At 68.6% G+C, this 13548-nt stretch carries 12 protein-coding genes and 1 riboswitch; of the genes, 6 read left to right on the top strand and 6 right to left on the bottom strand.

Annotation, left to right across the window (positions count from 1 at the left end):
• Positions 1-100: 100 nt before the first annotated feature.
• Positions 101-249: riboswitch (cobalamin riboswitch) on the bottom strand.
• Between the two features lie 180 nt (positions 250-429).
• From mctP to ACGFZS_RS42630, 3 genes are all read right to left on the bottom strand, one after another.
• Positions 430-2058: a monocarboxylate uptake permease MctP gene (gene mctP / locus ACGFZS_RS42640; protein WP_393799662.1), complete on the bottom strand. Its 1629-nt coding sequence runs from the start codon at positions 2056-2058 to the stop codon at positions 430-432.
• Positions 2055-2324, bottom strand: a complete 270-nt coding sequence (locus tag ACGFZS_RS42635; protein WP_393799661.1) for a DUF3311 domain-containing protein — start codon at positions 2322-2324, stop codon at positions 2055-2057. Before ACGFZS_RS42635 ends, mctP begins: the two co-directional genes overlap by 4 nt.
• Before the next feature lie 123 nt (positions 2325-2447).
• Positions 2448-3212: a GntR family transcriptional regulator gene (locus ACGFZS_RS42630; protein WP_355715924.1), complete on the bottom strand. Its 765-nt coding sequence runs from the start codon at positions 3210-3212 to the stop codon at positions 2448-2450.
• Between the two features lie 309 nt (positions 3213-3521).
• Between ACGFZS_RS42630 and ACGFZS_RS42625 the strand changes: the two genes are divergently transcribed.
• The 4 genes from ACGFZS_RS42625 to ACGFZS_RS42610 all read left to right on the top strand — a co-directional run bounded on the left by ACGFZS_RS42625 (position 3522) and on the right by ACGFZS_RS42610 (position 8287).
• Positions 3522-4808 carry an extracellular solute-binding protein gene (locus ACGFZS_RS42625; protein WP_393799660.1) on the top strand — a complete coding sequence of 429 codons (1287 nt, stop codon included), beginning with the start codon at positions 3522-3524 and terminating at the stop codon, positions 4806-4808.
• 177 nt (positions 4809-4985) lie between these two features.
• Complete coding sequence (locus ACGFZS_RS42620) at positions 4986-5960, top strand: carbohydrate ABC transporter permease (RefSeq protein WP_393799659.1); 975 nt, start codon at positions 4986-4988, stop codon at positions 5958-5960.
• Complete coding sequence (locus ACGFZS_RS42615; RefSeq protein WP_393799658.1) at positions 5957-6796, top strand: carbohydrate ABC transporter permease; 840 nt, start codon at positions 5957-5959, stop codon at positions 6794-6796. The genes ACGFZS_RS42620 and ACGFZS_RS42615 overlap by 4 nt, the downstream gene beginning before the upstream one ends.
• 9 nt (positions 6797-6805) lie before the next feature.
• Positions 6806-8287, top strand: a complete 1482-nt coding sequence (locus ACGFZS_RS42610) for a glycoside hydrolase family 3 protein (RefSeq protein WP_393799657.1) — start codon at positions 6806-6808, stop codon at positions 8285-8287.
• 108 nt (positions 8288-8395) lie between these two features.
• Here ACGFZS_RS42610 and nagB read toward each other — a convergent pair whose 3' ends face one another.
• Positions 8396-9181 (bottom strand): glucosamine-6-phosphate deaminase, encoded by a 786-nt coding sequence (nagB, locus tag ACGFZS_RS42605; protein WP_393799656.1) that lies wholly within the window; start codon positions 9179-9181, stop codon positions 8396-8398.
• Positions 9182-9784: 603 nt separating this feature from the next.
• On the opposite strand from nagB, the gene ACGFZS_RS42600 reads away from it, so the two are divergent.
• Positions 9785-11251 (top strand): PAS domain-containing sensor histidine kinase, encoded by a 1467-nt coding sequence (locus ACGFZS_RS42600; protein ID WP_355729334.1) that lies wholly within the window; start codon positions 9785-9787, stop codon positions 11249-11251.
• A gap of 185 nt (positions 11252-11436) precedes the next feature.
• Here the strand turns inward: ACGFZS_RS42600 and ACGFZS_RS42595 are convergent, their stop codons facing one another.
• Positions 11437-11694 (bottom strand): WhiB family transcriptional regulator, encoded by a 258-nt coding sequence (locus ACGFZS_RS42595; RefSeq protein ID WP_006142322.1) that lies wholly within the window; start codon positions 11692-11694, stop codon positions 11437-11439.
• Between the two features lie 320 nt (positions 11695-12014).
• The gene (locus ACGFZS_RS42590; RefSeq protein WP_393799655.1) at positions 12015-12983 is read right to left on the bottom strand and encodes a diacylglycerol/lipid kinase family protein; all 969 of its coding nucleotides are present in this window, start codon (positions 12981-12983) and stop codon (positions 12015-12017) included.
• Positions 12984-13099: 116 nt separating this feature from the next.
• On the opposite strand from ACGFZS_RS42590, the gene ACGFZS_RS42585 reads away from it, so the two are divergent.
• Positions 13100-13540, top strand: a complete 441-nt coding sequence (locus ACGFZS_RS42585) for a hypothetical protein (RefSeq protein ID WP_365693293.1) — start codon at positions 13100-13102, stop codon at positions 13538-13540.
• The last annotated feature ends 8 nt before the right edge of the window (positions 13541-13548 follow it).

The following is a 13548-nucleotide window of genomic DNA, read 5'->3' as shown; positions in this document are numbered from 1 at the left end:
GCCTGGCGGAGGGCAGCGGGCAGCGCGAGCGCGCGGGGGCGCGCGTCGAGAGACCCTGGCCCACTCCACGAGGCCCGGACGTCAGAACACCCGGGCCGGATTGGCCGGGTGCGCTGTCGACAGGTCCTCGGACTGACTCTCGTGCACAGATGTGCACAAGTACACCGTTGCGGGACAGTTCCGGATTCGCACCGGATTCCCCTGTGGCGGCAGCGAGCATGAGCATACATCTAGTGCCGGGTTGTCGTGTCACCCCCAGATGTTGTGTCGCGGAGGTGTCGGAGCGTCAGGTGATCTGTACGGTGAGATACGAGGAGCGGGCCGCCGAGGGGGTGCTCTCGGTGGCCCGCTGCGGGTTCGTCGTGGTTGCTCGCGCCCACGCGGCGGAGCCGCAAATCGATACAGCCCCGCGCCCCTACGGGGCGCGTTTCAGTGGGCGCTTCCTGCGACGGCTGGGGGGAGTTCCACTTCTACACCGGGGTCGCCCGCGTCCGCCGTGTAGTCCGTCGGCTGGGTCTCGTCGATGCCTTCCGGGGCCTTGAGGGCCTTGAGGGCGAAGGTGAGGACCACGGTGACCACCACGTTCATCACGAACGCCGTGAGGCCGATGTAGCCGATCTCACCGATGCCGGGGATCTCCTTGGCGCTGCCGCCGAAGTGCTTCTGGGTGGGGGAGGCGACGCCGTAGGCCGCGACCGTGCCGTAGACCATGCCGACCGCCCAGCCCGCGAGCAGGGCCCAGCGGTGGAACCAGCGGGTGAACAGGCCGCCGACCAGGGCCGGGAAGGTCTGCAGGATCCAGATGCCGCCCAGCAGCTGGAAGTTGATGGCGACCGTCTTGTCCATGGTGAGGACGAAGACCAGCGCGCCGACCTTCACCAGCAGGGAGACGATCTTGGAGACCTGGGCCTCCTGCTTCGGTGTGGCGTCCGGCTTGATGAAGTCCCGGTAGATGTTGCGGGTGAAGAGGTTCGCGGCCGCGATGGACATGATGGCCGCGGGGACCAGGGCGCCGATGCCGATCGCCGCGAAGGCCACGCCCGCGAACCAGTCCGGGAACATGTTCTCGAACAGCTGGGGGATCGCCAGCTGGCCGTTGGTGACCTTGACGCCGGCCGCGATGGCCATGAAGCCCAGCAGGGCGAGCAGGCCGAGCATCAGCGAGTACAGCGGCAGGATCGTGGTGTTGCGGCGGATCACGTCACGGCTCCTGGAGGAGAGCGTCGCGGTGATCGAGTGCGGGTACATGAACAGGGCGAGCGCGGAGCCCAGCGCCAGCGTGGCGTATGTCCACTGGTTGGGATCGGCCGGGGTCAGCGCGCCGCGCGGCTTGCCGGTCGCCGGGTTGGTCTGGGCGAAGGCCTGGCCCGCCTTGGCGAAGATGTCGTCGAAGCCGCCCAGCTTGATCGGGATGTAGATGATCGCCACCGCGATGACCAGGTAGATCAGCCCGTCCTTCACGAACGCGATCAGGGCGGGGGCGCGGAGGCCGGAGGAGTAGGTGTAGGCCGCCAGCACGCCGAAGGCGATGAGCAGCGGCAGGTCCTTCACGAACCAGTTGGTGCCGTCGCCGCCGCCGACGCCCATCACGTCGAGGACCGCCTGGATGCCCACGAGCTGCAGCGCGATGTATGGCATCGTTGCCAGGATGCCGGTCAGGGCGACCGCGAGCGAGAGCCCCTTGGAGCCGAAGCGGCCGCGGACGAAGTCCGACGTCGTCACATAGCCGTGCTTGTGGGACACCGACCACAGCCGGGGCAGGAACGTGAAGATCAGCGGGTAGACCAGGATCGTGTACGGCACCGCGAAGAAGCCGGCCGCGCCCGCCGCGTAGATCGCCGCCGGTACGGCGACGAAGGTGTACGCCGTGTAGAGGTCGCCGCCGAGCAGGAACCAGGTGACCCAGGTGCCGAACGACCGGCCGCCCAGGCCCCATTCGTCGAGCGAGTGCTCGTTCTCGGCCTTGCGCCAGCGCGCGGCCAGGAAGCCCATGACCGTGACGGCCAGGAAGAAGAAGACGAAGACGCCGAGCGCGACGCCGTTCACACCGTCCTTCACCGCTGCGCACCCCCGTTCACGCTCGCGGCCCTGCGGGCGCGCTGGTCACGCTGCCACAGCTGGTACGCGGTCATGGTGAGCGCGGTGGAGATCAGCACCCACAGCATCTGGTACCAGTAGAAGAACGGGATCCCGATGAACTCCGGGTCCGTCTTGGCGTACGACCCCACCCACAGCATCGCCACGAAGGGCGCGACGAGGCAGACGGCGATGATCACGCGCACCGGTGTCACCACCGGGCGTCTCGTTTCCGGTACTTCCGACATTCCGCGGCTCCGTCCCCTGACCGTTCGCCTGTGTAATGCGCAGGCAATCTAGGTCACGGCGTCAGGGGAGCGGAAGTAGCCGTCGGGCCATCGGTATGTCGATTCTGTGAAGGGTGCTTCGCGTCAGTCCTGCGGGCGCTTGAGGCGGGCCACGAACTTGTAGCGGTCGCCGCGGTACACCGAGCGCACCCACTCCACCGGCTGGCCCTCGCGGTCCAGGGAGTGCCGGGAGAGCATCAGCATCGGCAGGCCGACGTCGGTGCCGAGCAGGCCGGCCTCGCGCGGGGTGGCCAGCGAGGTCTCGATGGTCTCCTCGGCCTCGGCGAGATGGACGTCGTACACCTCGGCGAGGGCGGTGTAGAGGGAGGTGTACTTGACCAGGGAGCGGCGCAGCGCCGGGAAGCGCTTCGCGCTCAGGTGGGTGGTCTCGATGGCCATGGGCTCGCCGTTGGCCATGCGCAGCCGCTCGATGCGCAGCACCCGGCCGCCTGCGCTTATGTCGAGCAGTCCGGCGAGCCGGTCGTCGGCGGTGATGTAGCCGATGTCCAGCAGCTGCGAGGTCGGCTCCAGGCCCTGGGCGCGCATGTCCTCGGTGTACGAGGTCAGCTGGAGCGCCTGGGAGACCTTCGGCTTGGCGACGAAGGTGCCCTTGCCCTGGATGCGCTCGAGGCGGCCCTCGACCACCAGCTCCTGGAGGGCCTGGCGGACGGTGGTGCGGGAGGTGTCGAACTCGGCGGCCAGCGTGCGCTCGGGCGGCACCGGGGTACCGGGCGCCTGGGTCTCCGTCATCTCCAGCAGATGCTTCTTCAGGCGGTAGTACTTGGGCACGCGCGCGGTACGGACGGCTGTCCCGCTCTCGTTCTCCGCACTGCTGACGTCGGTGCTCATGCTCCGCCTTCCCGGCTCCGGTGTGGGTCACGTCGTGATCCCTTCTGTATACCGTCGCCGCCTCTTTTGGTCTAGTCCACAAAGCCGACTGGTCTAGCGGACGACGGTACTCCGCCGATGCTCTTTTCGCTGCCTTCTTACTTAAAGGTTCCTGTATATGTAGGTCCCATAACGGCTGGTCAGGGGTGTTTCCGGGTCCCTTGACAGGCTTCGTGGTCTGGTCCAAGCTCCCTCTACTGGTCTACACCATTGGTCCAGTTTCCCGGCCTCATGGCCCGGGGGGTGTGTGGGCATCCTGAGGAGGGTGGCGTGAAGCGCAAGCTGATAGCCGCGATTGGTATCGCGGGCATGGTCTTCTCGGTCGCGGCGTGTGGCAACGACAAGGACGGCGGCGACTCGAGCAAGGGCACGGACGCCAAGGAGCTGACCGTCTGGCTCACGGTGGACGCCCAGAACAACTGGCCCGACCTGGTGAAGGCCGCCGACGCGGCCGTGCAGAAGAAGCACCCCGGCATCAAGATCAACCACGAGTACTACGGCTGGCCGGACAAGAACACCAAGCTGGACGCCGTCCTCGCCACGGACAAGGCCCCCGACGTGGTCGAGATGGGCAACACCGAGATGCTCGGCTACATGGTCAAGGGCGCCTTCGCCCCCGTCGACACCTCCCAGTTCACCAACTCCGACCAGTGGCTCGACGGCCTCAAGGCCTCGGTGACCTACGACGGCAAGACCTACGGCGTGCCCTACTACGCCGGTGGCCGCGTCGCCAACTGGCGCAAGGACATCGCCGCCTCGGCCGGCATCAAGACCACGCCGAAGACCTACACCGAGCTGACCGCCGACCTGGACAAGATCCAGAAGAAGGAAGGCGACAAGTTCAGCGCCTGGTACCAGCCGACCCGCGACTGGTACGCGGCCATGTCCTTCGTCTACGACGCCGGCGGCTCCATCGCCGTCGACTCCGGCGGCCAGTGGAAGGGCAACCTCTCCTCGCCCGAGTCCATCAAGGGCCTCAACGAGTTCAAGACCGTCATCGACAAGTACATGCACGGTGACAAGACCAAGGACGAGTCCGACCGGTACATCGTCTACGGCCAGGGCAAGTCCGCGATGATCTTCGGTGCCGCCTGGGAGGGCGCGACCGCGGCCGACCCGAAGAACGACAAGACCGGCGGCAAGCTGAAGGACAACCTGGTCAACTTCGTGATGCCCGGCCCGTCCGGCAAGAACATGCCGGTCTTCCTCGGCGGTTCCGACCTCGCCATCCCGGTGAAGTCCAAGGCGCAGGGCGTCGCCGCCGAGTGGATCAACGCGTTCACCGGCCCCTCCGGCCAGAAGGGCCTGATGGCCAAGGGCAACCTGCCGAACAACAAGACCGACCTCGCCACGCTGAAGAGCGACCCGGCGACGGCCGTCCCGGCCACCGCGGCCGAGTCCAACTGGTTCGTGCCGATGGCGCCGGGCTGGGGTCAGGTCGAGAAGGCCCAGGTGCTGCAGACGATGCTGCAGAACATCGGCACCGGCAAGCAGACGGTGGAGGCCGCCGCCAAGACCGCGGACGCGGCGATCGACAAGGTCATCAACACCAAGTAGTCGGCCTGCGGCCGGGCCTGGGTCACGGGGGGGCGGGTCCGGCCGATGGGTTCCACAAGAAAGTGCCGCGACGGATCGGTGGGCCGGTGCCGGTTCGTCGTGGCTGGTCGCGCAGTTCCTCGCGCCCCTGAGGGGGCGCGTCGCTGCGGGCCTCTCCTCACTGCTTAGGAGCGCGCGATGAGTGCCGTCGATACGACCACCCCCGCCAAGGTGCCGGCACCTCCACCGGAGTCCCGGCACAGACCACGTGCCGACCGGCGCTCGGGCGGGCCCGCCGTGCCCTGGCTGCTGCTCGCGCCGTGCCTCGCGATTCTCGGGCTCGTGCTCGGCTATCCCCTGTACCGGCTGGTCGCCCTGTCCTTCCAGGACTTCGGGCAGTCCCAGCTGTGGGGGTTCAAGCCGGCCGAATGGGTCGGGTTCGGGAACTTCTCCAAGGTGCTGGGCGACACCGAGTTCTGGCAGGTCGTGCTGCGCACGATCATCTTCGCCGTCGGCTGCGTGGTCTTCACCATGGTCGTCGGCATGCTCATCGCCCTGCTGCTGCAGCGGGTCTCCGGCTGGGTGAAGACCCTGGTCAACATCGTGCTGGTGGCCAGCTGGGGTATGCCGGTCATCGTCGCCACCACGCTCTTCAAGTGGCTCTTCGACTCCGACTACGGCATCCTCAACGCCCTGCTCAGCAAGGTCCCCGGGGTCGACATGATCGGCCACAACTGGTTCGCCAGCGGACCGCAGGGCCTGGCCGTGATCATGCTCCTGGTGGTCTGGGGCGCCGTGCCCTTCGTGGTCATCACGCTCAGCGCCGGTCTCACCCAGGTCCCCAAGGAACTGGAGGAGGCCGCCCGGCTCGACGGCGCGGGCGCCTGGAGCGTCTTCCGGTACGTCACGCTGCCCATCCTCAAGCCGATCATCGTGATGCTCACGACCCTCTCGGTGATCTGGGACATGGGCGTCTTCCCGCAGGTCTTCGTGATGCGCGGCGGCCACCCCGAGCCCGAGTTCCAGCTGCTCACCACCTACTCCTACGACCGCGCCTTCGTGGTCAACGACTACGGACAGGGCTCCGCGATCGCCCTGCTCACCGTGCTCCTCCTGCTCGGCGTCGTCGCCGTGTACATGCGCCAGATGCTGAAGATCGGAGAGGTCGAATGAGTACCGTCGCCACCGCCCGCAAGGGATCACGCCGGGGCTGGAACCTGCTCGGCCTCCTCGTCTTCGTCACCGTCGGCTTCCCCGTCTACTGGATGCTCAACACGGCGTTCAAGCCGGCCAAGGACGCCATCGACCCGGACCCGAGCCTGCTGCCCACCGGCATCACCCTCTCCAACTTCCGCCGCGCGCTGGACATCGCCGACTTCTGGGGCCCGGTCGGCCGCAGCCTGATCGTCTCCCTCTCCGTCGTCGTGATCGGCATGGTCATCGGCCTGCTGGCCGCCCTCGCCATCTCCCGGTTCGCCTTCCGCGGCCGCAAGGTCGTGATCGTCGGCATCCTGGCGGTCCAGATGATCCCGCTGGTCGCCATGATCATCCCGGTCTTCCTGCTCCTCAACGACCTGGACCAGTACGACAAGCTCAGCGGCCTGGTCATCACCTACCTGACCTTCATCCTCCCGTTCACGGTGTGGACCCTGCGCGGCTTCATCGTCAACATTCCGAAGGAGCTGGAGGAGGCCGCCATGGTCGACGGCTGCTCCCGCACCGGCGCCTTCGTCCGCGTGGTCTTCCCGCTGCTCGCCCCGGGCATGGTCGCCACCTCGGTCTACGCCTTCATCCAGGCCTGGAACGAGTACCTCTACGCCCTGATGCTGCTCAGCCAGGAGCACCAGACCGCGACCGTGTGGCTCGCCAACTTCACCACCAAGCACGGCACCGAATACGCCCCGATGATGGCCGGCTCCACCATGATGGCCGTGCCGATCGTCGTCCTCTTCCTCCTCGTCCAGCGCAAGATGGCCGCGGGCCTGACCGCGGGCGCCGTGAAGGGATAACCCCACCCGATGACGACTCTCGCCAGCGGCACCGACACCCTCACCCGCGACGCGCTGACGGTGCTGCAGCCCGGCTTCACCGGGACCACCGCCCCCGACTGGCTGCTGCGCCGGCTCGGCGAAGGCCTCGCCTCCGTGGGCCTGTTCGGCCGCAACGTCGCCTCTCCCGAGCAACTCACCGCCCTCACCGCCCAGTTGCGGGCCGAACGCGACGACGTCCTGGTCGCGATCGACGAGGAGGGCGGCGACGTCACCCGCCTGGAGGTGCACACCGGCTCCTCGTTCCCCGGCAACCACGCCCTCGGCGCCGTCGACGACGTGGAGCTGACCCGCCAGGTCGCCCTGGAACTGGGCCGCCGCCTCGCCGCCTGCGGGGTGAACTTCAACTGGGCCCCGTCCGCCGACGTCAACTCCAACCCCGCCAACCCGGTCATCGGCGTCCGCTCCTTCGGCGCCGACCAGGACCTGGTCGCCCGGCACACGGCGGCCTATGTCACCGGCCTCCAGGCGGCCGGGGTGGCGGCCTGCACCAAGCACTTCCCGGGCCACGGCGACACCGCCGTCGACTCCCACCACGCCATGCCCCGCATCGACGCGACGGCCGAGGTCCTGCGCACCCGCGAGCTGGCCCCCTTCCACGCCGCCATCGCCGCCGGCAGCCTCGCCGTCATGAGCGCGCACATCCTGGTCCCCGCCCTGGACCCGGCCCGGCCGGCGACCCTGTCGCCCACGATCCTCACCGATCTCCTCCGTACCGAGCTCGGCTACGACGGCCTGATCGTCACCGACGGCATCGAGATGCAGGCCATCTCCGCGACCTACGGCATCGAACACGGCAGCGTCCTGGCGCTGGCCGCCGGAGCCGACGCGATCTGCGTGGGCGGCGGCCTGTCGGACGAGGAGACGGTACGGCGCCTGTGCGACGCCCTGGTGGCGGCGGTCCGCTCCGGCGAACTCCCCGAGGAGCGGCTGGCCGAAGCGGCGGATCGGGTCCGGGCCCTGGCCCGCTGGACCGCGACGACATCGACCGCGCCGGACGCGGAAGCCTCCGACATCGGCCTGGTCGCCGCCCGGCGCGCGCTTCATGTGACGCGCGTCGACTCCTTCACCCCCCTGGTCACACCCCCCTTCGTCGCCTCCCTCACCCCGGTGGCCAACATCGCCGTGGGCACGGAGACGCCCTGGGGCGTGGCCGCCGAACTGGGCCGGCTGCTCCCCGGCACCGAGACCGGCAGCTTCGCCGGCGAGGACGCGGGGCACGCCGCGATCGTGGCGGCGGGGGAGCGCCGTATCGTCGCCGTGGTCCGCGACGAACACCGCCACCCCTGGATGAGCAGCGCCCTCGACGTCCTCCTCAAGGCCCGCCCCGACACCATCGTGATCGAAATGGGCCTGCCCCGCGCCACCCCCCGAGGCGCCCTCTACATCGCCACGAACGGCGCGGCAAGGGTCTGCGGCACGGCAGCGGCCGAGGTCATCGCACCCCGCTAGGTACCGCGCCCCTTCTTCTGGGGCGCGGGGCTGTATCAATATGCGGCTCCGCCGCGTGGGCGCGACCAGCCCCCGCCGGCCCGCAGTCCACCCCGAACCGAACCGCCCCTAAATCCCCTGCCAACCCGGCTTGTTGACAAAGGTGTACCGGAAGTAGTCCGCAAGCTTCAGCTTGGACGCCGCACCCTCGTCGACGACAACCGTCGCATGCGGATGCAACTGCAGCGCCGACGCGGGACACACCGCGGCGACCGGCCCCTCCACCGTCGCCGCCACCGCGTCGGCCTTCCCCTCACCCGTTGCGAGCAGCACCAGATGCCGCGCCTCCAGGATCGTCCCGATCCCCTGGGTGATCACGTGATGCGGCACCTGCTCGACGTCCCCGTCGAAGAACCGCGCGTTGTCGGCGCGGGTCTGCTCGGTCAGCGTCTTGATCCGGGTCCGTGAGGCCAGCGAGGAACAGGGCTCGTTGAACCCGATGTGCCCGTCGGTCCCGATCCCGAGCAGCTGGAGATCGACACCGCCGGCCGCCGCCAGCGCCGCGTCGTACGCCTCGCACGCGGCCTGTACGTCCTCGGCCGCCCCGTCGGGACCGAGGAACGCGCCCATCCCGATGCCGAGCGGCTCCAGCACCTCACGCCGCAGCACCGAGCGGTACGACTCCGGATGCTCGGCCGGCAGCCCCACGTACTCGTCGAGCTGCGCTATGCGCGCCCGGGAGGTGTCCGCGGCGCCGGCGCGGACCTTGGCCGTGAGCGCCTGGTAGACGGGCAGCGGGGTCGAGCCGGTGGCCACCCCGAGCAGCGCGTCCGGCTTGCGCCGCAGCAGCCGGGCCATGGCCTCGGCGATCAGCTCGCCACCCGCGGCGGCGTCCGGAACGATCACAACTTCCACGCTGGGCCTGCCGTTCCTATGTGGTTTAGACCAATCTGATGGGACCAATTTAACAGAACCGGCCCCTGTCGCCCCGGGTCGGGCGCAGGCAAAGGGGACAAGTGCGAGGTTACGTGAATACGTCAGATGGGGTGAATTGAGGAAAAATTTCCGCTGTGTGCGCTCGTGTCCTCGCCCGGTCGCGGAAAATTGGAGCGGTCAACCGCCCCCACGGCTGATCCCGGCGGGCTAGGCTGCCACCGCATCAACTGTGAACAGTCTCCAACGCATGGACACACACCGTGGTCTAGTCCACAATTGCGTACGAGGGCTGAAGCGGTACGGCAGGTCCGTACGGCACAGTCGCACTCTTCCGTCTTCCCCGCACAGGAGGACGGACCGAGGAACCGGAGCTCTCTGCCCTGACTGCCCCGGATCCTCACCTTCGGCCGACCGGGACCGCACACCCCGCGGCCGTTGCTGCTCCGGGCTGCGGTGCCGGGAGGGTTGAGGGTCCCTCTCAGGCGCCGCGGCCCGCGGGTGTTTCCGGACCTCCCGGCTTCCCTGGCCCGCTCTTTTTCGGCCATCCACATACCGCCAGGTACGCTCGCAGACGTGCCCTCCATGAACGAGCTGGTCCGCCAGCACACCGCCCTCGACGACTCCGATCTCGAGTGGCTCCACCTGCTGGTCTCGGAGTGGCAGCTGCTCTCCGACCTCTCCTTCGCCGACCTGGTCCTGTGGGTCCCCACCAGTGACGGCACCCGGTACGTCTCGGTGGCGCAGATGCGCCCCAACACCGGCCCCACCTCCTACCAGGACGACATGGTCGGCCATCTGGTCCCGCGCGGCCGCCGGCCCATGCTGGACATCGCCCTGGACGAGGGCCGGATCGTCCGGGAGGGCGACCCGGAGTGGCGCGAAGAGGTCCCCGTACGGGTCGAGTCCATCCCGGTACGGCGCGAGGGGCGGGTCCTCGGGGTCATCGCCCGCAACACCAACCTGCTGACCGTGCGCACCCCGAGCCGCCTGGAGCTCACCTATCTGCAGAGCGCCTCCGACCTCGCGCAGATGATCGCCGCCGGATCGTTTCCGTTCCCGAACCAGCAGGTCGACATGGACGCCTCGCCGCGGGTCGGCGACGGTCTGATCCGGCTGGACGCGGACGGCGTCGTACAGTACGCGTCCCCGAACGCGCTCTCCGCCTACCACCGCCTCGGCCTCGCCGCCGATCTGCTCGGCCACCACCTGGGCCAGACCACGGCCGAACTCGCGCCCAGCAAGGGGCCGGTGGACGAGGCGCTCGCCAAGGTCGCCAGCGGCTGGGCGCCGCGCGAGTTCGAGATCGAGTCCGACGACGGTGTCATCCAGTTCCGGGCGATCCCGCTCAAGCCCAAGGGCACCCGCATCGGTTCCCTGGTCCTGCTCCGGGACGTCACCGAACTGCGGCGCCGCGAACGCGAGTTGATCACCAAGGACGCGACCATCCGGGAGATCCACCACCGGGTGAAGAACAACCTCCAGACGGTCGCCGCGCTGCTGCGGCTGCAGGCCCGGCGCATCGAGTCCGAGCGCGGCCGGGAGGCCCTGGAGGAGGCCGTACGGCGGGTCGGCTCGATCGCCATCGTGCATGAGACGCTGTCTCAGAACCTGGACGAGCGGGTCGAGTTCGACGAGATCGCCGACCGGGTGCTCGCGATGGTCGCCGAGATCTCGCCCGGCAAGGTCACCGGCCGGCGCACCGGGCGCTTCGGGATACTCGACGCCGAGGTCGCGACCCCGCTGTCGATGGTTCTCACCGAAATCCTGCAGAACGCCCTCGAACACGGCTTCCGCGAGGGCGAGACCGGCACCGTCGAGGTGACGGCGGTGCGCGGCGGCACCACCAAGGAGGCCCGGCTCCTGGTCACCGTCCAGGACGACGGCGTCGGCCTGCCCGAGGGCTTCGACCCGCACCGCTCCGGCAACCTCGGTCTGCAGATCGTACGAACGCTGGTGGAGGGCGAGTTGGGCGGCACCTTCGACATGGTGCCGGCGCCGGGGCGGGGCACCCGGGTGATTCTCGACCTGCCGGTGCGCCCGCAGAAGTAAGGGGCGCCCGCGGGGTGTTCGGGCACAGCAAAGAGCCCCGGACCTGGTGGGTCCGGGGCTGCTCGCTCGTTGCTGCTTCTGTTCTTGCTAAGCGCATCGGGGGTACTGCGCGCTGCGGCTCGGGGGCGGGAGATGCGTACTCGCTGTACGCGCCGCCAAGCTCAGGCTGAGCGGGGTGGGTCGGATCAGGCGGAGGCCTGACGGGCCCGGTTGCGGGCGGCACGGCGCTTCATCGCGCGACGCTCGTCCTCGCTGAGGCCACCCCAGACGCCGGAGTCCTGGCCGGACTCGAGCGCCCACTGCAGACACTGGTCCATAACAGGACAGCGACGGCAGACGGCCTTGGCTTCCTCGATCTGCAGCAGCGCAGGACCAGTGTTGCCGATGGGGAAGAAGAGCTCGGGGTCTTCCTCGCGGCAAACGGCGTTGTGACGCCAGTCCATGGCTGCTACCTCTCCTTGGTATTACATGCACGTTGCTTGTGAATGTGAACGCTTTCACGAATCCCTCAACAAGTGAAGGGCCGACTGCCAGGTTCCCTGGCAGGGGTCCTGTGAGTTGAAGGGGGATTCCGGTGGTCAGTGGACGCCGGTGTTGCGGGCTGTCCCGACCGCCACGTAGAGCCTCGCAAACCTCAGCGACGGATACAACCCCTTCCGGAAAGTTTTTTTTGATTCCTCGGTGTCGACTGGGTCACAGCCGTACTTCCATGGGGTGGATCCTGGCCTAAACGTTCGAGTGAAAGGACTTTGGCCCGTTCCGCTCACACAATCACACGCAGTGCACTGCGTACGCCTGTGAACGTCACGCTCGTACGCAGTCCTAGGTGGTCGCCGTCCATCTGGAGGGGCAGGGGAACCTTCGAATGCAAGGTGAACCGGTCCAGGTCGTGCAGGGACACCGCGTGCTTTCCATGGGGTCCGCGCTCGGGGGACGAAGTGAGCAACTGCGTGCCATACCGGACAGCCGCGGCGGTCGACAGACGGCTGAGACCGAGTACGTCGATGCCCTTGTCGAACGAGGCCTTAGGCGACGTGTACATCGGGCGATTGCCGAGATACGTCCAGGGCGAGGTATTGCAGACTATCGCCACGACAAGATCCGTGATCGGGTCGGCGCCGTCCCGCTCCAGGGTGATCGTCCCGTGCCGGCGGTGCTGCTCACCGAGGAACTGCCGGGCGACCTGGCGCACGTACAGGGCGTGCGTGGACTTCTTGCCGAGTTCGCGCTGCTGCTCGACCCGGCCGACCACGCCGGCGTCGAAGCCGAGCCCCGCGTTGAAGGTGAACCAGCGGGCCGGGACCGCCTCGTCCTCGGTGCCGGGTGTACCGGCGGTCAGGCCGAGACCGACGAGGCGCTCGCGTTTCTCGCGCAGCGCGTCCAGCAGGGCGCCGGTGGCCTCGACCGGTTCGTTGGGCAGGCCGAGGGCGCGGGCGAAGACATTGGTGGAGCCGCCGGGGACCACGGCGAGACCGGGCAGCCGGTCCGGGTCGGGGCCGTCGTGCAGGAGGCCGTTGACCACCTCGTTGACCGTGCCGTCGCCGCCGAGCGCCACGACGAGGTCGATGTCGTCGCTCTCCGCGGCCTGCCGGGCCAGGTCGCGGGCGTGGCCGCGGTACTCGGTGGTGACCGCCTCCAGCTTCACTTCGCTCGCGAGCGCGTGGATCAGGACATCGCGCCTACGTGCGCTTGTGGTGGTTGCCGCCGGATTGACCACGAGAAGTGCACGCATGGATTGCAGCGTACCTACTGGGAAGTACCGGGCCCAGACCGAGTTAGGGATCGGGTAAGAGAAAGGGGCGTGAGCCTGAACACTTACGGGTGTCAGCCGAGGGCTACCCTGCTGGGGTGAGTGAAGCACCTGCGGCTGAGAAGACCGACGGAATCGAGGCGCCCCGTCCGCCGCGGCTGACGTACGCCGCCGCGCTGGTCGGGCTGGAAGGGCTCGCCCTGCTGGCCGGCGGGGTGTGGCTGGCCGTGCTCGGGGTCACCGGGGATCCGGACGACCGGGGGCAGGCGATCACCGGGGGCGTCACCCTGGTCGTGCTCGCGCTGCTGCCGTTGCTCGCGGCGCGGGGGTTGCTGCGGCGGAAGAGCTGGAGCCGGGGGCCGGCGGTGATCACCCAGATCATGGCGTTGCCGGTGGCGTACAGCCTGCTGCAGGCCGACAGTGTGGCGATTCCGGTGGGGATCGTTCTCGCCGTGGTGGCGATTGCTTCGCTGGTGCTGCTGGTCAACTCCGCTACCACCCAGGCCCTTGGGATCAAGGGGCCCGGGCGCAGCAGCTGATCCGCGGG

Source organism: Streptomyces sp. NPDC048288 (genome assembly GCF_043201555.1).
Classification (GTDB): domain Bacteria; phylum Actinomycetota; class Actinomycetes; order Streptomycetales; family Streptomycetaceae; genus Streptomyces.
Note: the sequence above shows the minus strand (reverse complement) of the source record. Positions and strands in the feature narration are given on the sequence as shown.

What these genes read in the sequence shown, in the direction of transcription:
- ACGFZS_RS42600 (WP_355729334.1), top strand. Translation starts at nt 9,785, where the DNA reads ATGAACGAGCTGGTCCGCCAGCACACCGCCCTCGACGACTCCGATCTC.
- ACGFZS_RS42595 (WP_006142322.1), bottom strand. Translation starts at nt 11,694, where the DNA reads ATGGACTGGCGTCACAACGCCGTTTGCCGCGAGGAAGACCCCGAGCTC.
- ACGFZS_RS42610 (WP_393799657.1), top strand. Translation starts at nt 6,806, where the DNA reads ATGACGACTCTCGCCAGCGGCACCGACACCCTCACCCGCGACGCGCTG.
- ACGFZS_RS42620 (WP_393799659.1), top strand. Translation starts at nt 4,986, where the DNA reads ATGAGTGCCGTCGATACGACCACCCCCGCCAAGGTGCCGGCACCTCCA.
- ACGFZS_RS42635 (WP_393799661.1), bottom strand. Translation starts at nt 2,324, where the DNA reads ATGTCGGAAGTACCGGAAACGAGACGCCCGGTGGTGACACCGGTGCGC.
- ACGFZS_RS42630 (WP_355715924.1), bottom strand. Translation starts at nt 3,212, where the DNA reads ATGAGCACCGACGTCAGCAGTGCGGAGAACGAGAGCGGGACAGCCGTC.
- ACGFZS_RS42590 (WP_393799655.1), bottom strand. Translation starts at nt 12,983, where the DNA reads ATGCGTGCACTTCTCGTGGTCAATCCGGCGGCAACCACCACAAGCGCA.
- ACGFZS_RS42615 (WP_393799658.1), top strand. Translation starts at nt 5,957, where the DNA reads ATGAGTACCGTCGCCACCGCCCGCAAGGGATCACGCCGGGGCTGGAAC.